This is a genomic window from Psychrobacter sp. TB55-MNA-CIBAN-0194 (assembly GCF_040309505.1).
Classification (GTDB): domain Bacteria; phylum Pseudomonadota; class Gammaproteobacteria; order Pseudomonadales; family Moraxellaceae; genus Psychrobacter; species Psychrobacter fozii.
In genome coordinates this window covers 231,328-251,391 of the sequence record NZ_JBEOOW010000001.1, presented here as the reverse complement: position 1 = coordinate 251,391, position 20,064 = coordinate 231,328, and the positions used below count along the sequence as shown (strand labels likewise).

Sequence of the window (20,064 nt, the reverse complement as noted above, 5' to 3'; positions counted from 1 at the left end):
TGAAAGTCATATGCGTTTCAGTATCTGCTGAATAATGTGTTATCTACAGACAGCGGATCAGTTAGATTAATCAGCTGCTACTACTCATCAACTAGCAATCGACTGATAGACGAACTCTAGAATGGTGCAAAACGATCGGGTTGACTGTGTGGCACTGTCCATCGTTGATTGGCATCAATATCACTATGTAGCCCGACACCACGCGGTACTTGCATATTATCGCCATATAGCCACAGCACCATGTTTGTGCGTGTGCCACTGGTAATAGGATGGGCTGCGTGCGGCACATTGCCTCGATGAATAATCGCCATGCCAGGCTCAAAGATGGCTTGTTTACTCTGACCTAAATGACGATCGACAAAGTCGACTTCTGACCCTGTAAAGGGCTCATCTATCAAATTTAAGTTGATATTTATCGTCACTGCCGATGCATCAGTATGGAGTTGCAGTGATGTGTCACCTGTGGGCTGATATTGAATCGAAAACCCAAAGGTTTGAGTGTCGTAGCCATAAACATCTGCAAACAGTAAGCGAGCGATGGGCCGCACATAGCGATTCATGATCTCATGATAAAACGCCTGAAAATGGGGCGCGGCGATATAACCTGTCGATCGTGCATCCAGCATCGCTCCATTGCGATTTAACGCAATACCATAAGGCGGACGTATTGGAATATTGGCATCTGCCACGGCTTGTAAATAACGACGAAGCTGAGACAGTTGTGTCGGGTCAAAAAACTGCCCTTGGTAGACACCAGGTAAAATCTCTTGCCACAAATCTTTTACCGCCATTTCTGTCTCAGGTGTCTTCCACGCTTGTGTCACAGCGTCACGTAGTGTTGGGTCAAATAATGAGTCATCAAGTACGGGCAATTCCGTCTGAATGGTTTCCCATTCTGTCCATGCCTGCTCAAATAACTGACTATTTTGATGCCAGAAATGCTCTACTGAAGGCGCACGTCTTAGCATGTCTGATTTTGAAGGCAGTTTTAAGTTGCGCGCTTGCTGTAGTGGGCTTACGTGATCGCTTTGCTCAGTGTTGAGTGCGGTGTTGAGAGCAGTGTCAGGCTGTTCGATAGTGTGCATAATGAGTCTCCAAATGTAGGGGTAGATCTTATGTACACATATTACTATAATTAATTATTTTGATAATTAGCAGGTTTAGCGAAACAGTTTCAATAATTTTTATATAATGATAAATGTATTAGTGTCAGCAACTCGTTGTTATCGCTAATTCAATTACAGCTAAGCTAACCAAGGCGACACAATGAAAAATTTGCAGGATTTACGTATTTTTATTGAAACTGCTCGTTTAGGTAGCTTGTCTGCCTGTGCGCGCCACTTAGATCTGTCGCCAGCGGTGGTGAGTGCAGCAATAAAACGGTTAGAGGCCGAAATCGAAACGGTATTGTTTGTTCGCTCAACCCGTAGACTGCGTTTGACCAGTAAAGGTGAGCAATATTTAAAGCATTGCCGAGATGCGGTGGCTATTTTAGATAACGCTTATGCAGGATTGCATGATAATGATGCCGAGCTGACAGGCACGATTCGGTTGTCTGCATCGTCAGATTTGGGGCGAAATTTGGTGTTGCCATGGTTGGATGATTTTATGCAAATCCATCCAAAAGTGACGGTGCAGCTACATATGTCAGACAGCTATGTGGATTTATATGGGCAGCAGATTGATCTGGCGTTGCGTTATGGTGCGCCCAAGGATTCATCGCTTGTGGCATTACCGATTGTGTTGAACAATCGTCCGATACTATGTGCCTCAAAGGCATATTTGGACAAAGTTGACAATGATATTGGCTCGCCAAAAATCCCTGAAGACTTAACTCAGCATAATTGCTTGTGTTTGGGACACGATGAGAAGTACTTGAGTGAGTGGACTTTTGAAAAAGAGGGCAAGACCAAACGTGTGGCAGTGGCTGGCAATCGGCGAAGTAAAGATGGCGATGTGGTACGGCGCTGGGCCGTGGCAGGCCAGGGTATTGCCCTGAAGTCACAGTTAGATATAGCTGCAGATTTAAAAGCAGGGCGATTGGTTGAAGTGGCGTTGGACGGCTGGCAAGTGGCAAACTATCCGCTATATTTGATTTGTCCAGAGCGGCGCTTGATAGATCCGCTATTTAATGCGGTTAAAGAATATCTGATTGAGCGGGTAGAGGGAGTGTTGGCATAGATTTTTAGTCAACATAGCCATTGTCGCAGAATGTTTTACGTTTTAAGTGGTCTATCAATTAATCAATAACATGCCTTAGTGTAAATCGATAAACTTACTGAGACGTAATAATGCGCTAACAAGACAGTTCGCGAAGTCTCTCCTTTAGTTTTGGAGATGTAAATTCCAAAAAGCTTTTCATCTTTTGTGGCAAATATTTTCGAGTCTTGTGCAGCAAATGTATAGGGGTTTCATCAGGTTCAAACTCAGCTAGTATAATATTAAGATCACCTTTATCTATCGCCTCTTTCACTTGATAATGCAGTTGTTGAGTGATGCCCACACCCTTTATAGCAGCATTAACCGCAGAGTCACTATCATTGACTGTGAGTCTTGGTAAAATATCTACATGAGCGGGGAGTCCAGAATCAGGAAGGTTGTAGCCCCAATAAGGGGTGGTCATTACTGTACTTAATGATATGCAGGAGAGGTGCGTTAAATCATAAGGGGATTCAATCTTGTAATGATTAGATAAAAATAATTGACTTGCACAAGTCACTGTTCGCATACGACCCGCTTGGGTCGCGACCATTGTACTATCTGGCAACTTGCCTATTCTAATTGCCATATCTACATCATCTTCGAATAGATTGATATTTCTATCGGACAACAAGAGCTGCACATTTATATCTGAATATAAGGACAAAAATTCAATAACAATGGGTAATACGTATAGCCTGCCAAACATAACGGGCGCAGTTATAACCAAATCACCTCTTGGTTCTGAATACTCTCCTTTCGCTTTACTTTCGGCCTCTTCAACCTGCTCCAGTATTCTCTTACAAGCTTTTATATAATCGTATCCAGAATCAGTTAAAGACAGTTTTCTGGTGGTTCTATGCAATAAACGAATACCCAACTGATTTTCAAGTTCAGATATCTTTCTACTTAGGGTTGGCAGTGGTACCTTCAAATTTTTGCTTGCCGCAGAAAAGCTGCCAAGTTCTACGACTTTAATTAACATAGACATTGCTTGTAATCTATCCATGATTATCTCATTTATTGAAAATATGATTATCAAATTTACAGTATTACCTTTGAAATGACAAAGTGTCATACTGATCATGTCGAAATCAATAGAAGGACTATCTTATGAGCATCTTATCTCAGGCAAATTCACAGGTTGCGATTGCCTACGATCATGTTGGCATTAGAGTCAGTAATAGACAAGAAGCGGTTACGTTTTATGAGCGTCTTGGATTTAAAGAAACCTATCGCATACCTGAGGGTGAAGCGAATGAAATGGTCACTTCGGCTGGTGTACGGATCAATCTTATTTTTAATGGCGCAAAAACAAAAGATCAAAAAAATGTCCTACTGGATGAACCGATTAAAAGGCCAGGCATGACTCATCCAGCTTTTATCATTCACGACATAGCTGCATTACAGAACTGGCTATTTAAAGAAGGGATAGAAATAACAGAAGGCCCTAAAAAACTAGGTCCAAGAAGGATTACGTTATTCATCCGTAATCCAGATGGAAATGTACTGGAATTTAATCAACTACTGTCTGAGGAAAAAAATTATGAAACTGTATGATTTAGCGTTATCAGGAAACTGCTATAAAGTAAGGCTATTTGCCTCGTTCATCGATACGCCTTTAACGATTGTGCCTGTTGACTTCATGAATGGCGAACATAAAACAGAAGCAATACTTAAATTAAATCCTTGGGGAGAAATCCCAATTTTAGAAGATGGATCCGTCATATTAAGAGACTCACAAGCCATTTTAGTATACCTAGCCAATAAGTATGGTGGTGAAGCATGGTGGCCGAGTGAAGCACATCTGCAAGCTGATGTGATGCAGTGGTTGTCTGTTGCTTCTAATGAGATAAAATATGGTCCCAACGTAGCACGTTTGATTAAGAAGTTCGGTTTGGAAAGTGATTGGGCGCAAGATTCAGAGCGTTCACATAACATTTTAACCTTAGTAGACAATCATCTTGGCAGTCACCAATGGCTAGCCGCCAGCCGTCCTACTATTGCTGACTGCGCAGTTTATCCATACATTTCAACGGCACACGAAGGAGATATTGATATAGACAGCTATCGCAATATTCAGGCATGGATGAATCGTCTACAGCAATTACCAAATTATATCTCTATGCCTGGGAACTAACCTTGGTTAATGATAAATATGGTGCTGTGTCTTGGATAATTGATATTGTGTAGATACAAGGCAGCCGAGTGTAGGCGTATATGTGATGCTTCAAGACAGGTTAACGCTGTCATTTTTTTATAGATGAGTGACTATAGTCAAAGAACTCTAAAACGGGTACAAGGCAGCCGACCGCAGATTGTATAAGTAGTACATCTAAGGAGGGTAACGCTGTAGCGGTTTAGCAGTTCGCTGACTACATATATCGGATATAGCTACGCCTGACTATACCCGATATATTCTTTGGGCTATCTAGTTATTTTTAGAGCAAGTTACCAATCATCTAGCCCCTTTAAAGCGCAGTAAGCGTAACGCATTCAACGTGACCAATACGGTTGCACCAGTATCAGCCAATACAGCGATCCATAGCCCAGTGATACCCAGTACAGTAGTGATTAGAAATATGGATTTTAGACCAAGCGCAAACATCACATTTTGATGAATGTTGGACATGGTGGCACGTGACAGGGCAATGAGATGAGCGACGTCCGTGACGCGACTTTTTAATAATGCGATATCGGCTGTCTCGATGGCGACATCTGTACCGCCGCCCATTGCGATGCCCACATCTGCGGTTGCTAGTGCTGGCGCATCGTTAATACCATCACCAATCATCGCTACTTTGCTATTACCTTTCATCTGATTCAACAAGCGTAGTTTGTCTTCAGGAAACAGCTCAGCTTCCCATTCTATCTCTAAATGACTAGCAAGTGCCTGAGCGGTCAGACGGTTGTCCCCTGTAAGCATCACAGAGCGCACACCCATCGCTTTGAGCTGTGCCACTCCTGCATGAGCATCCTCTCGCAATTCGTCTCGTAGCGCAACCAACCCAAGCACTTCACGGCTCTGCTCATCGAACAGAACGGAGACCGTCTTACCCTCGTTTTGTAGTGCTTCAATTTGTGCATTTTGTTCTAGTGATATCGATGTTTCAGTGGCAGCATAAACCGGTGATCCGATGGCTAGAGGCCGATCAACTACCGTCGCATGTACTGCTTTGCCAGCAGTAGCATAAGCTTTAGAAGCTATCGGTATAGAGATATTAGCAGCTTTGGCATGATCAATGATCGCTTTTGCCAGTGGATGACTAGAGGCGGATTCGACACTAGCAAACAGCGCCAATATCTCATTCTGACCTTCAGATCCTATACTTTGTTGTATTATGCGCTTCTGTGTAAAGGCAATAACATCGGTAACGCGAGGATTGCCTTCAGTCAACGTACCCGTCTTATCAAAAGCCACGACATTCACGCGACCAATGGTTTCTAAAGCACTACCGCCTTTGATGAGTAAGCCGCGACGGGTACCGACAGCCAACCCTGACGCGATGGCAGCCGGAGTAGATAGGACGAGTGCGCAAGGACAGGCAATTAGCAACAGTGCAAAACCCCGATATAGCCAAGTCGCCCATTCTCCTCCCATCGCTAGCGGCGGTATGATAATAACCAGTGCGGCAATAGCCATCACCGCTGGGGTGTAGTAACGACTGAATTTTTCAATAAAGCGGGCAGTAGGGGCTTTAGAGGCTTGCGCTTGCTCTACCAGAATAATAATACGCGCAATAGTGTTGTCAGCAGCGGTCTTTTCTACGCGGACTTGCAGCGCTCCTTCCATATTGATGGATCCTGCGAATACTGCGTCGCCCATGGCTTTAGCAACGGGTATGGATTCGCCAGTGATGGGCGAATCATCAAGACTAGAGTTACCTTGAACAATGACACCATCAGCAGACACCTTATCACCAGGTCGTACCAAGACCAAATCATTGACCTGCAATGACACTGCAGGAACGTCCCGCTGTCCGCCTTGTGCATCAAGTAAAATCGCAGTCTTTGGAACCAATGATGCCAATGCTCTGATACCAGCACGGGCACGATCAGCCGCCACGCTCTCTAGTAATTCACCGACTGAAAACAAGAAGACAACTGCCGCAGCTTCTTCAGCTTCACCAATGATAAGTGCACCAATTGCTGCGATAGACATCAGCATTTCAATAGAAGACGGGGTGCCTGTCATTGCCAAGGTCATAGATTTTCGGGCAAAGGGAGAAACGCCCACAATGACGGCAATAGCGAATGCCCACATTCCATAATCAGGAAAAATTAATGCTAACGCGTAGGCGATGCTCATCAGGATACCGAGACCAACCACTTGCTTGCCTTTTCGGGTTTGCCACCAATGCTGTTGCTGCGTATCTAATGGATTGTCACCAATGTCGTCTGCTGCGATTGCTGGATCAGTAGTGGCAGATATACCAAAACCAAGGCGCTTGATTGTTTTTTCGACATCACTTAACTGAGTTTCTGAATCAGAGGCCAACGTTAGCTCTAACTTTTCAGTCGCAAAATTAAGTTGTATGTCAGAGACACCGGGCATACGTGCTAATGCAGTTTCAATCTTTCTGACGCAACTGGCACAGTCCATACCTTCAATACGATATTGCATAATAATTCGTCCTACTATAAGCGTTCTTTTGATAACGCTATTGTGAACCCTCTAGCGGCTTCAGAGTCAAGGCCGTTTTTAGGTAACTGTACAAACTTGATTTTCTCAGTGCTAAACCTTATAGTTACTTTAATGTTTTCAATTTTGAGATGACTTTGAAATAACTTAAAGAGAACTGTGAGATAACTTTGGAATAACTATGCTAATAAAAATTGGAGAGCTCGCTAAGTGCACTGGTGCCACCGTGGAGACCATTCGCTATTACGAAAAAGAAAAACTATTACCAGAGCCTTCCCGTAGTGAAGGGAATTATCGCTTATATCGTGAAAGCCATATTGAACGTCTACAGTTTATACTGCACTGTCGTACACTTGATATGACGTTGGATGAAGTACGAACCTTACTGCAGTATTGGGAGGAACCTAACAGAGACTGCGGCGATGTCGATACCTTGTTAGATGAACATATTCATGCGGTGGAAGTACGTATAGAGGAATTAAAACAGTTAAAGCAGCATCTAAACGTCCTGCGGCAGAAATGCGTCAGTAGGGCGCCAGCGAAGTCATGCGGCATATTAAATGCGCTTGCCGACAACTCCTGTCATAACGAATAGTATGGATAATAGTTGTTAATATCAGTGATGTTGTCCAATAACGATATGGATTTGTATAGGCAGGAGATTGATTGTTACGCTGTTTAATGCTGTCAGAGCATACTTGATTGGGCGGTTAGAGGGAGTATCCGTAGTCTATTTTAAGTGGTTTGATTATATCGGTCTGTTTTGAGTGGTCTGTTAATAGGTTTGAAGGGTAAAATAACTGGTTCCCTTGGGGTATAGCCAAAAATAAATATTCAGTGCATTCTTAAAGGGTAGTTATCTAGATTAATCAAATTGCAGGTAGGAAATAATGAGTGATCTTAATGAAAACTGGAAGCCGATATTTGGTACAGTCTATACTTGGTTCGCAGCAGATAAGAATGGGCATATCGCTATGATGATGAACAATTCTTTTGGTGATTTACCACAGTCAATATTGAAAATTGTTGATGTTGAATTATTGTTAGATAATTTAAATGAATATATGTGGGAAGAGTCTGAGTTATTTAATAAGTATCCAATTAATAAGAAAGGAAAAACAATCTTAGACTTGTACTCCAATATAATATTTCGTCATAAAGAGACTAGAAGAGAAATAGAAGAATGGGTGTTTGAACGTTCAGACTATAATCTGGACTCGAGAGAGGAAAATATTCCTGCAAAGAAAGGCTACTTTGTTTATCACGCGATTGAAGGTAGCCAACAGGGAGAGGATTATCCTATAGGATATGAGGGTCAGACTAAAATGGGAGATTATTTTCGCTATCTCGTACCAACAGTTTTTGCCTCTATCAATGACTTCCCAAAAGAATTATGGCACGGCATAGCGGTTTCAGATGTATTAGATTTCACTAAAGATAGAGTGCTTGATAATGATAAGATCAATACATACTTTCCTAGAAATCATGAAGCTATATAGACAATAATTCTTTGAATCTGCTATAGCTTATTCATAGCCGATAGTTTGATGCCTGTATAGCGCACCAACCTTACTTTGAACCATTATTGAGGGAAATATGAAGAAACTTATCAAAAAATTAATTCAACCGAGCCAAGGTGAAATAGAAGAAGCTTTGAAATTTCCAAATGGTCGTGTTTATCTTATTCATCCAGATTATTCTGCTGATGGTGAAGTGCCTCCATCTGCCATTATTGGAGCATGGAAAGTAGATGCTGATGGTAAGATAGTTGGAGACCTCATTCACAATCCAAACTATACAGAGCAATGATTAAACAAAAAGGCTTTAAACCTTATTCAGTATAGATGTTATCAGATGGATTTATCTTCACTTATGATATGTAAGAGTTTTAATGAATAGCTTGCTAAAGCTGAGCAGGATTATTGGTAATAGCTAATCTTAAGTTTGAGAATCTAACGTTTTGTACACTCAGAAGTACATTCTTAATATTTTAATATCCTAATCTATTAGTGTATATAGATTACAGCCAAAGATTCAAGTCCTCACTAGGGAACCGAACCAGTGAAGGACTGATTGGTTCGGTGTAGGTATATCTTAATACGAAAATACCTTTAAGGCATTTAGTTTAGTTGGCTCATATCCTTGTCTATCAGAGTAGAGTGGTCAATTTTGAATATTGGATACACATCAATAATAGTCAGTCTTTTAGCGTATAAATCCTGATAATTCAAATATTCTATAATGATCTGATTTTCATATATCTTGACCCTCATCGCTCCTTCTTCATATATCTTAAATATTAATGCTTCATCTTGATATACATAAGCAGATATTGAGTTCTGCATATCACTGATAGAAAAAACCATTTTTTGATTTTGTGTATCAGTGAATGTGGATTCTAGCAAGCCATTACTATCTATATGACTCTCGCATCCAAACATCTCCATAAAATCTACATCTTTAGGATAAAAGAACGACATTTTCTTTCCTATGATCAAAGTCTGTGGTCAATTAATTTCGTACAATTTAGGATGATAGACGAAAGAATGCTAATTATATAGCCGATGCTTCGCTACCATGTATGCCAAACGGAACATGTTCTCATAACAAGTTTTATGTTTGATGGCGTTTTGCCATATATTTTCCCAGCAAAGGCAAACAAAATGCTGGTAATTGAAAAGCACCCAGTAACGGTAAAAACACCGCACCCATAAAAGGTGCCGTTATAGTGTAAGCAAGTAATACATTGCGTCCACCACACACCAACGCAGCGATAATGGCATTTTCATAGCCAAAACGCCGATATATTATATAAGCGGTAAAATAAAACACCAATGCCAATACAGAGCTTAGTGCCAGTAATGACAACGCTTGCCACGGATTATGATCAAAGGTGGTACGAAATCCTGCCATCAGCCCTAGTGGAAACAACATCAGCAGTAAAATATTAAACTGCCCAATTTTGGGATAATAACGTGACAAAATAGCAGGTGAAACGAACCGGCGCACCCCCACAGCTAGCACCATTGGCATAACAATATAAACCAACAAGCGATTGACATAAGTACCAATGTCTACATTCGCATTTTTATCGCCTAATAACCACAATACGCCTAATAATATACATGGCATAATGAGTGTAGCAGCGATGGTTTTTGCCGTTGCCAGTTGTGCATCAAACCCCACCGCATTGACCAATGCACCACTACCAAATAACGGGGCAGTAGCACCAAGACCTGCAATCGCCAACAGCCAATCGCCACGCACGCCGAGCGCATAAGCAATCAATATCAAAACCAAACTCATGCCTCCGCTTTGCAACAAGGCAAAAACCCATACATAGCTTGTCGCTATACGCTTTAACAGCGCATATTGGTCGATGCCCAGTAAAGTAAAAAACATCAAGAAAAACAACATTTGGGGTAAATATACCAATACCGCATTGGATAAGTTCGGAAAAACAAAGCCCGCAATTGCACAAACTGGCATAATTAATGTGCTATGACGTGCAATAAAACGAAGAAGCATGAGCTTTCCTAATAAAAATATTCGTAAAAAAGCGGGTATTACTTCTCTTTTTTATAGAGGATTGACTATAGCTCAGCTTTTTATATTGGGTAAATAACTACTTCTAGGTCTTTATACTGACGCTAATGCCTGCTTACAAGCTTCAGCCAAATATGTATCGACCGTATCCTGTTTGAGCAGCCATTTTAGATACCCAGCACCATCCGAATGGGTAACTAAATCTGCAATGGCTTCACCCTTAAACTTACCAAAACTTAAATGCGTGGGTATGCGTGCCATTTGACTAAAGGTATATAGGCTCTCTACGTCATTGATGATATGACCTTGGCTATTCGCTAAGTCGATTAGGCTACCAAGCACTAGTTGAGTGAAGTAAATATCATAAATAGCAGCGTGTGCATGCTTTGCTTGAGCGCGCGCTACATCTCTATGGAAATGATAGAGCAGTGATACCAGTTTATGACTCTCAAGAGTGGGAAGGAGATGATTGGACATTGCGTTGGTACAGATTAATTTAGGGGTATGGGTCACGCCTGCATTTTTTAGAACGCCCATATCATAATCAATATTATGACCTATTAAATATTCAACACTACTGGGCAATCTAAAGTCGGTATGAGGTGGCTCATTCACGACATCTTCTTCACATATATGGGATACGGCCATAGACCCTAAACTGATTTCTTTTAGAGGGTTAAAGCGCTTAGATCTTGGTTCCTGTATTACCTCTACTTTACCATTATTTATATTAATAATAGAGTAGGCGGCTTCAGTCATGTGAGGTTCAACAAGACCTGTGGTTTCGGTGTCGAGTATATATGTGGTCATAGTGTCCGTTTATAGTTTGGTGCTAGATGTGAGTGGTAAAGGCGTAAAATCTTTGATAGTGATAATAATAGCTAAGAGAATTGCTATCAATTAACAAGCTACGATATTAATGACTAACAGCGATAATTGATTAGCTTGCTTGCTGCATAAATAATCGCTAACTATACCAGTCTTAGCGGTTCTAATACATATGAGATTATTAATAAAGAAGTGATCTGCCTGCGCAAAGACAACCGTAAAGATGGCTGATCTGAAAAAATGCCCATACTGAAACCAAACAGTATGGGCGTTATACTTACTGTTGTTATAAGTTGAGCTGACTCTAGCAACGTTCAACTTATTCTAAGTGATGCACTTCTTGTAGTCCATACACAGGTGTGTCTAAGCCTTCCATCCGTGCTTCAATTTGTAGTGACAAATATTGAGAGTAATGTCGAGACTGGTGCAAGTTTCCACCATGGAACCATAATACTTCTTACTGTGTCGGTTTCCACAGGCTTCTTAACTCACCTTCCCAAGGGCCTGAATCTTTAGCAGTATCTAAGCCCATTCCCCAACACTTACCAACTTTATAGTCAAGCCCACATAAATCCGCTACATTGTCATCCTCGCTAACCATACTCATGTATAGCTTGCACTCAACTTCCTTGTATTAAAATTATTTGAACTAAACTATGTCTGCTACTTTTTGAGCAGCAAAATCTTCCACCCCTATAATCTTAGTGTATTTCTCTAACCAATCATCCACCTTTCTCCTCAACATCACATTTTTCCTGCCACGTTAAACGATTAGGAGCTGCACCGTGTTCAGCTCCTTCTGAGCGTAGATTTTTGCGCTTTTCAGGAAAGTCTTGAGCTCAGACATCGTGCTCAATAATGTCCAAACTTCTGTTGCGTCATCGTTTTTTACCGCATTTCTATGAAGCTGCTCTATTCAATCCCTAGTTGCGTTGTTCATTGCAGTTTCTAATTAAATTACTTTCTGCGTGTCAAATTTACAAATATTGTATTTTTGGTTATAAGCTGTACTTATATAAGGTATTAATTTATAACGTTTGACTGTGACTTTTCAGCAACATATATTAGAGAAAATAAGTAAAATTTATTGAATATAGCTATTTTTAATAAGATATCGCCAAATACACTTCAATAAGTGTATTAGAATTTTTAATATTTTTTTAAGTGTTTTAGAAACAAAGGAGTGTTCAAAATGAAGTTTTATAGTCATGAAAATCAAATGCTTCATCATCCACAGAGCTATTTTTCTCGAGGGAAAATGCGCGAGCCTCAGGAAAAGCCTGAACGTTTGACTGAGCTTTTAAAAGCGCCAGAGGCGTTAGACTTGAAAGTAACGACCGCTAAAGATATAGGCATCGCGCCGATTTTAGCAGTGCATGATTTGGGTTACGTGGATTTTTTGAAGAACGCCTACAGTGAGTGGATGGCGGTCGATGAAGAAATGGGCGAGGAAGTTCAAACTACTATCTATATGCCAAACAACAATGAAGGTCTTGGTATTTTGGCCAAAGCCGCTAAATATCAAGCCGATGGTAGTGCACCAATTGGCAAGCACTCATGGACGTCTATTTATTGGTCAGCACAAACGGCACTCAACGCTGCCGACGCCTTATTAAATGATGAAGACAGTCAAAACCTTAATCAAAATGATATTCAAATATGCCTAACTAGACCTGCAGGCCATCATGCTCGTAAGAACGCAGCAGGTGGTTTTTGTTATCTAAATAATGCTGCAATCATCGCTGAGCATCTTCGTCAAAAATTTCAAAAAATCGCCATCATAGATACTGATATGCATCATGGGCAAGGTATTCAGGAAATATTTTACGATCGTAAAGATGTGCTATATACCTCTGTACACGGTAGCCCTATCAATTTTTATCCTGTAGTCGCTGGTCATGAGCATGAAAGAGGTGAAGGAGAAGGTTACGGCTATAATCTCAATTTCCCGATGCCTCATGGTACCGATGAAGTAGGGTTCTTTAATCATGTGGATCAATCAATCGAAACTGTAAAACTATTTAATCCAGATGTTGTTGTCCATGTCTTAGGTTTTGATGTTTATAAGGAAGATCCACAAGCGAAGTGCGAAGTCAGTACTCAAGGCTTTAAAACTTTGGCACAAAAACTCAAAGCATTAGAAAAGCCAGTAATTGTATTGGTTGAAGGAGGATATTGCATAGAAAAGCTTAATGAAAACTTACAAGCTTTCATCTCTGGATTTACTGCAGAAAAAATCATCAATAATAAGTGAATAGCTGTAGTTAATGATTGATTATTCATTAAGCTATCTAGCGAAATTAGAACCTAATTAAAGGTCGGACTAAAATGATTGAAAATACTGAGATTACTGCCAACGAGAGTCGTTTATGGGCATCTTTGATGGATATGGCGAAGGTTGGTCCAGGTATTGTTGGTGGCAGCAATAGACAGGCACTAACAGATGAAGATAATGAAGGTCGCACCCTTTTCAAAAATTGGTGTGAAACTGAAAATATGGTTGTAAAAATTGATGAACTTGGTTCTATGTTTGCCTTTAGAGAGGGTACTGATCCAAACGCACTACCCATCATGATAGGTTCTCATCTCGATACGCAACCTACGGGCGGTAGATATGATGGTATTTTAGGCGTTTTAGCTGGATTAGAAGTTGTGCGTTCACTTAATGAGCATAATATCAAAACTAAACATCCAATCGTCGTCGCAAACTGGACAAATGAAGAAGGTTCACGCTTTGCACCGTCCATGATTGCATCAGGTGTCTACGCTGGCAAATACGATCTCGAATACGCATACAGTTGCACAGATCCAGATGGCATTAGTATAAAAGATGAGTTAACACGTACAGGTTGGCTGGGTGATATGCCAGTAGGGGAGCCGAAGATACATGCTTATTATGAATATCATATTGAACAAGGTCCCATCTTAGAGGCAGAAGATAAGTTGATAGGGGTTGTGACGCATGGTCAAGGTCTGGCTGCTCTTGAAGTGACATTGACAGGTAAGGCTGCACATACTGGCTCGACACCCATGACAATGAGGTCAAACGCTTCTTTAGCAATGGCTAAAATAATTCATGTTTCCCATGATTTGGTCATGGACAATCAACCTAATACCGCAGTTTCAGTGGGTAAGATTGACGTTTCTCCAAACTCTCGCAATGTCCTTCCGAGTAAAGTGGTATTTACCATAGATATCAGGGCAGCTTCGCAAGATAAATTCGATGAGTTATGTGATCAGATAAAAGCTAGAGTGCACCAAATATCATCAGAGTTTGAGGTGGGCTGTTCAATAGAGATAGTAGGACACAAAGATCCTGTAGCCTTTGACCCTAAACTAGTGAAGATAATTCGTGATTCAACCAGTAAGTTAGGTTACTCGAATACTGATATTTGCTCTGGTGCTGGACATGATGCCTTTTGGATAGCAGATGTAGCGCCTTCTGCGATGATTATGTGCCCTTGCGTAGATGGTATATCGCATAATGAAAATGAAGAGATTTCCTCTGAATGGGCGGTCGCAGGCACTAATGTGTTGTTACATGCTGTTTTAGAGACAGCTATCATCGACGATGGTAAAAACTAAATTAGTCAAGCTAGTGGCTATTTTATTAAAAAACTTAATAACAATTTTCAGTCCTTTTTATCCGGCTTATAGGAGTTTTATTATACTCCGTTATTACTAGGTTTTTTGTTGAAAGCTATTTTATTACGATTTAAATATTCCGAGGATGAACATTATGTACGATTCAGGAGAAAGACTGATATTAGGGTCTTTGGTTATTATTTACTTCATGTTTTTATTTGGCATTTCCTTTTACATTAATAAAAAAAGTATTAAAACTTACGACGATTATAACGTCGCTGGTAGATCAGTGAAATTATTCCCACTTATCTTAACCTTTACAGGTACTGCTGTCGGTGGTGCAATCTTGTTAGGTTATATGCAGCAAGGTTTCATACGTGGCATGGGGCCACAATGGCTAAACTTTGGCATATTTCTAGCTGGGATTTTTATACTGGCATTTTATCTAAAGCGTGTTCGAGCATTAGGTGAAAAATATAATATGGTGACCATTGCAGATTTCACAGTATTAAGGTTTGGAGAAGGGGCAAGAATTCCGACAGTGGTGAGTCTGTTGGTAGCGTATAGCGCTATTACTGGTATGCAGTTTGTAGCAATTGCGACAATCCTTAATCTGACTTTGGGTACCAGTATTACTACAGGTGTTATAGTCAGCGGCGTATTGGTCACGTTAAAGACTTATTTTGGTGGTATGAAGTCCGTTATTTGGCAAGATGCATTTCATGGCACTATACAGACCGTAGGTATCTTTATACTATTTTGTACTGTTCTCATCGCAGCTGGTGGTCTTGAGGGGGTGCAGACACAAGTTGCACTGTCTGGCGAAAGTGATTTTTTAAGTTTTTTCAATATTCCAGCGTCTGAAGTTATGGTTTATATATTAACCATAGGCGGTTATCAATTTGTGCGACAGGATTTATGGCAGAGATTTTGGGCAGCTGATAGTGCTAAAACAGCACAAACTGGGTTCTGGATCGCTATTGTTCTCGCATTTTTAACAGGATTTTTTGTTATTCTGATCGGCATTATGGGGCGTTTTGGTCTTAATCTACCGCTAGAAAATGCCTCTTTAACCTATTTTGCTATTATTGGCGATGTGTTTAGCTTCCCTATGATAGTTGTAATGGTGCTTGCACTTCTAGCTACCGTCATCTCTACAGCAGATTCATTTTTCATGGCAGGTGCGTCATCGATTATTAATGACATCATCAAACCAAGACTAAACCCTTCAGAAGATCTCGATCAACGCCTCTTAAAGTACAGTCGTTACTCGGTTCTTGGCGTAGCAGGCATCGCCTTGACATTAGCTATCTTTATTCCAGACCTCATCGTACTGTGGATAATGGGCTCCGCTATGTTGGTATCAAGCTTATTGGCACCTATTACTGCAGGGTTGTTTTGGAAGAAAGCGACACGTTTAGGTGGTACGGTGGCAATGTGGGTTGGGTTAGTGATTGCAATAGTTTGGCAAGTTCTTGGTCATCCTTTTGGTATACATCCAGTATTTATTGGCTTGCCACTTTCAATATTTTTAGTAATTTTTGTCTCATTAATGACCAGAGATAACAGTAGTAATATTTAACAACTGACACATTATTTGCTCAAGTGGATTTTAATACTCAAAAGCGATAATTCGTATTTAAAGTGACTGTCCTATGATTATCCTAACAAGAGATATCATAGGATGATCAGACAATTCATAATTTTCATAATAGCGTTATGGCTAATATTTTTAAAATAATTTAGGGGTAAAAAATGAGTGATTTAAAACATGGCGGTCAAGCCATTGTAGATAGCCTTAAGCAACACGGAGTAGATCGAGCGTTTATAGTACCGGGTGAGAGCTATTTAGCAGTACTTGATGGACTTTATAACTCTGATATTCAAACTATTGTTTGTCGTCACGAAGCTGCGTGTACTTATATGGCTGATGCATATGGTAAATTTACGGGTAAACCTGGTATTGCCATGGTGACCCGTGGTCCAGGCGCTGCGCAAGCTTATACTGGCATTCATACGGCTTGGCAAGATGGTGTGCCGCTGATATTATTTGTCGGACTTATACCGATTGCTGATAGGCAGCGTGAGTCATTCCAAGAGTTTGATCCGATACAGTGGTTCGGTAGTCAATGTAAACGAGTCTTCATTCTTGATGAAGTCTCTAGGGCATCAGAAATCGTTGCCAAAGCATTTCATGCGGCTTTAGAAGGTCGACCAGGACCTGTTGTAGTTGGATTGCCTGAAGATATTATTCAGCAGCCATTTGAAAATCAGAATCACCCTGTGATTCCTGTCGCTCAAGGCGCAGTTACACAATTAGAGCTGCAATCAATAATTGATGCACTATCAATGGCTAAAAAACCTCTAATATTTGTTGGTGGTCAAAATTGGGACGCTCAAACATGTCAAAAATTGACTAAGTTTGCGGAAGATAATCATATTCCTATCATACATGATTGGCGAGCCTCTGACAGAATCCCATTTGATTCGCCCGCTCATGCAGGTTACTTAGGATATGGTAGAGCAGATGGATGTGCAGACTTACTAGATTCGGCGGATGTGTTGTTAACGATAGGTACTGTGCTTGGCGATGTAGCTAGTGATGGTTACACCTTGCGTCAATCATTCGATCAAATCAATTATGTTGTCAACTTAGATACCAGCTTACGCGGTCATAGCGGCGCTACCACTTCTCATATTGCTGCAAGTCCTATTAGTTTTATAAAGGCAATTGCTGAATATAAATTCCACGAACTTGATGCTAAGTCACGTCTTTCATGGTTCAGCCACTGTCATAAACAACAGCGTCAAGATAGCGCTTTCCCAGAAATCACTCTTTCTTCTAATAGTCATGCAAAGTATGCCAGTATGACTTTGGTTATGAAAGAGCTGGTCAAAATTATTCCAGAAGATGCCGTATATAGCTTCGGTGCAGGCAACCATTGTTTGTGGGCGCAGAAGTTTCTACCAACGAAGGTGTTTCCAAGTCAGTTGAGTAGTAGGAACGGGGCAATGGGCTATAGTGTGCCAGCGGGTATCGCTGCTGCTTTAGAGTCCCCTGAGCGTTTGTCAGTTGTTGTTACTGGTGATGGTGAGTTTATGATGAACGAGGCAGAATTATCTACTTCGGTACGTTATAAGGCTCCTATTTTGATTATTGTTATGGATAATGGTCAATTTGGTACTATTCGTCAACATCAAGAGGCTCATTATCCTGATCGCGTGTCAGGTACACAGCTTCAAAACCCTGATTTTGCTTTGATGGCGCAGTCTTTTGGCGCTTATGGTATTACGGTGAATAATGATGAGCGAGTCGAAGAGCAAGTGGCAGAGGCTATGCAAATCGTCAGTAAAGATCGAAAAACTGTGGTAATGCACGTGATTACTGATCCTGCTGAGTTAAACCCTTGATATATTTATTTATCGGGCAGCTATTTCAGAACCATGTTCATTGCAGGTTGTTAAATCTATAAAGGCAGGCTAGTAATGCTGTTCAATTTTGTCAAAAAAAGGCTTAACATTATGTGTTAGGCCTTTCTTTACTAAAAAATCGTCTTAGAAACCTATCTAAGGTCTATTACAAATCAGTTTGCAGGTTGAAAGCTTAGTAATTTTGAGTGTCCGTAAGAATGACCCTTACCGTTGAGCTGTTATCTATTACGGTTACTGACAATAGGGGATTTATGATAAATGAAGCTGAGTTGCTTTTAATTGTTTATATGGATAATCAACAGTTTGGCATCATTTGCCAATACCAATGATAAAAGGGGGGGGGGCATGACAAATCATACAATAAATGAGCTTTTATATTACCCCACAATCTTTAGCTATATTGTATTATAGACTAAGGACAATAATGAAAGGTGAGCCGAGAACTCAGAGGCCGAATACGTATCGCGAAGACTAAGCCTTGGCAGACCTTTTATATTGATTGGTTATCGATATATTCAGAATATAAGTGCTGAAATTACCATGATACAACGGAAATTAGCAGATAATTTAAATTGGACATTACTCCACGTATTAATTGCTATATGTGAAGAGGGGAGTATTAGTGCAGCGGCTGATCGTCTAAACATTAGCCAATCTGCAGTTAGCCAAAATCTCAAAAAACTTGAAGAGCAACTCGAAAACCAGCTTGTTGTTCGTAATACCAAGCCACTAGAGCTCACACCAATTGGTCACTATTGTCTTCAAGTTGCTCAAACGATATTCACAGAGATTACTTCTATTGAAGCGATGAAAGGTAGTAATCTACATCTTCTAGAAGGTAATATTAAACTATTAGTCGTTAGTCGACTTCATAATCCCAAATACAATGATTTTCTAGTATATTTCAAAAAAAAATATCCGAATATTACGTTAGATTTGACGGTCAAATCAAGTATGGATATTTTAAATGATTTAAAGCAAAAAAATCCTGCTATTGGTATTTGTTTATCCAAGCATACATCGGATACTCTTAATCAAAAGATACTCTTCAACCAACGTTATTACCTATATTGTGGATATCACCATCCTTTGTTCTCCGTAAAAGAATTGAGTATTAGTAATATATTAGAAGAAAATTTTATTGCATTTAATAGTGAAGCTATTGGTGATGTTCTTTCACCAATAGCTTTATTTAAAGAAGCCCATGACTTTACTGGTCACGTTAGTGCTTATACAAATAATTTAGATGAGCTAGTTCGCCTGATTTATACTGGATATGGCATAGGTGCTTTGCCAGATAAGTTTGTTGCGGCTACTCATCTAGCATCGAAACTTAGACGCTTGCCCCCGCAGGATGGGATTGCTGATATACCTGTGTATATTTTTTGGCACAAGCATCGAAACTTATCAGCTATTGAATCAAAATTTATTGAAGAAATTATCGATTTTGATATATCTTTTTAATGAACTTCCAATTTTAGGATCGTATCCAAACACTGATGTTTGCAGCATCATGTAGGAAAAGTATAAGTAAAATTAGAGTTGTTTTGAGCATGCTCCTATATCATTGACGCTCTCAATCTTGAGATAACGTTATGTGATTTATCTTATAAATTATATAACATATCAACATTCACTTTCTTGATACTATAACAACCGAGCACTTACGTATTACGCGAAATATATTAGAGAGCCAGCAGGAAAATGACAGAAATTTACTAAAAGGTTTATCTGTATAAAGCGTCAAATGATCGCTTAAACTTACAGGTATAATTTAATACTTTGAGCGAATATGTTGAAATTGCTTAAATTTATTTGAAATAATTATAATA

The 20,064-nt window shown here is 40.1% G+C and carries 18 protein-coding genes; 11 read left to right on the top strand and 7 right to left on the bottom strand.

What is annotated here, in order from left to right; genetic code table 11:
* Positions 1 to 116 precede the first annotated feature (116 nt).
* A complete protein-coding gene (locus tag AAEY75_RS00965; protein ID WP_352257826.1) occupies positions 117 to 1,085 on the bottom strand; it encodes a 2OG-Fe(II) oxygenase family protein in 969 nt (322 codons plus the stop codon).
* 181 nt (positions 1,086 to 1,266) lie between these two features.
* Between AAEY75_RS00965 and AAEY75_RS00960 the strand changes: the two genes are divergently transcribed.
* Complete coding sequence (locus AAEY75_RS00960; protein ID WP_197217077.1) at positions 1,267 to 2,181, top strand: LysR family transcriptional regulator; 915 nt, start codon at positions 1,267 to 1,269, stop codon at positions 2,179 to 2,181.
* Positions 2,182 to 2,296: 115 nt separating this feature from the next.
* Here AAEY75_RS00960 and AAEY75_RS00955 read toward each other — a convergent pair whose 3' ends face one another.
* Positions 2,297 to 3,208 (bottom strand): LysR family transcriptional regulator, encoded by a 912-nt coding sequence (locus tag AAEY75_RS00955; RefSeq protein WP_352257824.1) that lies wholly within the window; start codon positions 3,206 to 3,208, stop codon positions 2,297 to 2,299.
* Positions 3,209 to 3,312: 104 nt separating this feature from the next.
* On the opposite strand from AAEY75_RS00955, the gene AAEY75_RS00950 reads away from it, so the two are divergent.
* A complete protein-coding gene (locus AAEY75_RS00950) occupies positions 3,313 to 3,759 on the top strand; it encodes a VOC family protein (RefSeq protein WP_352257822.1) in 447 nt (148 codons plus the stop codon).
* On the top strand, positions 3,746 to 4,339 hold the full coding sequence (locus AAEY75_RS00945) for a glutathione S-transferase family protein (protein WP_352257820.1): 594 nt from the start codon (positions 3,746 to 3,748) through the stop codon (positions 4,337 to 4,339). Before AAEY75_RS00950 ends, AAEY75_RS00945 begins: the two co-directional genes overlap by 14 nt.
* A 318-nt stretch (positions 4,340 to 4,657) precedes the next feature.
* Here AAEY75_RS00945 and AAEY75_RS00940 read toward each other — a convergent pair whose 3' ends face one another.
* On the bottom strand, positions 4,658 to 6,823 hold the full coding sequence (locus tag AAEY75_RS00940; RefSeq protein WP_352257818.1) for a heavy metal translocating P-type ATPase: 2,166 nt from the start codon (positions 6,821 to 6,823) through the stop codon (positions 4,658 to 4,660).
* Positions 6,824 to 7,022: 199 nt separating this feature from the next.
* Here AAEY75_RS00940 and cadR point away from each other — a divergent pair, with 199 nt between their 5' ends.
* The 3 genes from cadR to AAEY75_RS00925 all read left to right on the top strand — a co-directional run bounded on the left by cadR (position 7,023) and on the right by AAEY75_RS00925 (position 8,650).
* Positions 7,023 to 7,436 carry a Cd(II)/Pb(II)-responsive transcriptional regulator gene (cadR, locus tag AAEY75_RS00935; RefSeq protein ID WP_227686352.1) on the top strand — a complete coding sequence of 138 codons (414 nt, stop codon included), beginning with the start codon at positions 7,023 to 7,025 and terminating at the stop codon, positions 7,434 to 7,436.
* Positions 7,437 to 7,731: 295 nt separating this feature from the next.
* On the top strand, positions 7,732 to 8,340 hold the full coding sequence (locus AAEY75_RS00930; protein ID WP_352257816.1) for a hypothetical protein: 609 nt from the start codon (positions 7,732 to 7,734) through the stop codon (positions 8,338 to 8,340).
* A 97-nt stretch (positions 8,341 to 8,437) separates the two neighbouring features.
* Positions 8,438 to 8,650 (top strand): hypothetical protein, encoded by a 213-nt coding sequence (locus AAEY75_RS00925; RefSeq protein WP_352257814.1) that lies wholly within the window; start codon positions 8,438 to 8,440, stop codon positions 8,648 to 8,650.
* A gap of 311 nt (positions 8,651 to 8,961) precedes the next feature.
* On the opposite strand, the gene AAEY75_RS00920 is transcribed toward AAEY75_RS00925, so the two are convergent.
* The 4 genes from AAEY75_RS00920 to AAEY75_RS00905 form a co-directional block, all read right to left on the bottom strand.
* Entirely contained in the window at positions 8,962 to 9,321 is a 360-nt protein-coding gene (locus AAEY75_RS00920; RefSeq protein WP_352257812.1) for a hypothetical protein, read from the bottom strand.
* Positions 9,322 to 9,454: 133 nt separating this feature from the next.
* A complete protein-coding gene (locus AAEY75_RS00915) occupies positions 9,455 to 10,369 on the bottom strand; it encodes a lantibiotic ABC transporter permease (protein ID WP_352257810.1) in 915 nt (304 codons plus the stop codon).
* A gap of 111 nt (positions 10,370 to 10,480) precedes the next feature.
* Positions 10,481 to 11,197, bottom strand: coding sequence for a 3'-5' exonuclease (locus AAEY75_RS00910; protein WP_352257808.1), 717 nt, complete (start codon positions 11,195 to 11,197; stop codon positions 10,481 to 10,483).
* Positions 11,198 to 11,672: 475 nt separating this feature from the next.
* A complete protein-coding gene (locus AAEY75_RS00905) occupies positions 11,673 to 11,822 on the bottom strand; it encodes a hypothetical protein (RefSeq protein ID WP_352257806.1) in 150 nt (49 codons plus the stop codon).
* Between the two features lie 585 nt (positions 11,823 to 12,407).
* Here AAEY75_RS00905 and AAEY75_RS00900 point away from each other — a divergent pair.
* From AAEY75_RS00900 to AAEY75_RS00880, 5 genes are all read left to right on the top strand, one after another.
* Positions 12,408 to 13,469: a histone deacetylase family protein gene (locus AAEY75_RS00900; protein WP_352257804.1), complete on the top strand. Its 1,062-nt coding sequence runs from the start codon at positions 12,408 to 12,410 to the stop codon at positions 13,467 to 13,469.
* Between the two features lie 74 nt (positions 13,470 to 13,543).
* Positions 13,544 to 14,800 carry a Zn-dependent hydrolase gene (locus AAEY75_RS00895; RefSeq protein ID WP_352257802.1) on the top strand — a complete coding sequence of 419 codons (1,257 nt, stop codon included), beginning with the start codon at positions 13,544 to 13,546 and terminating at the stop codon, positions 14,798 to 14,800.
* A gap of 154 nt (positions 14,801 to 14,954) precedes the next feature.
* Positions 14,955 to 16,382: a sodium:solute symporter family protein gene (locus AAEY75_RS00890; RefSeq protein WP_352257800.1), complete on the top strand. Its 1,428-nt coding sequence runs from the start codon at positions 14,955 to 14,957 to the stop codon at positions 16,380 to 16,382.
* Positions 16,383 to 16,555: 173 nt separating this feature from the next.
* Complete coding sequence (locus tag AAEY75_RS00885) at positions 16,556 to 18,211, top strand: thiamine pyrophosphate-binding protein (RefSeq protein WP_352257798.1); 1,656 nt, start codon at positions 16,556 to 16,558, stop codon at positions 18,209 to 18,211.
* Positions 18,212 to 18,772: 561 nt separating this feature from the next.
* Positions 18,773 to 19,696, top strand: a complete 924-nt coding sequence (locus AAEY75_RS00880; protein ID WP_352257796.1) for a LysR family transcriptional regulator — start codon at positions 18,773 to 18,775, stop codon at positions 19,694 to 19,696.
* Positions 19,697 to 20,064 lie beyond the last annotated feature (368 nt).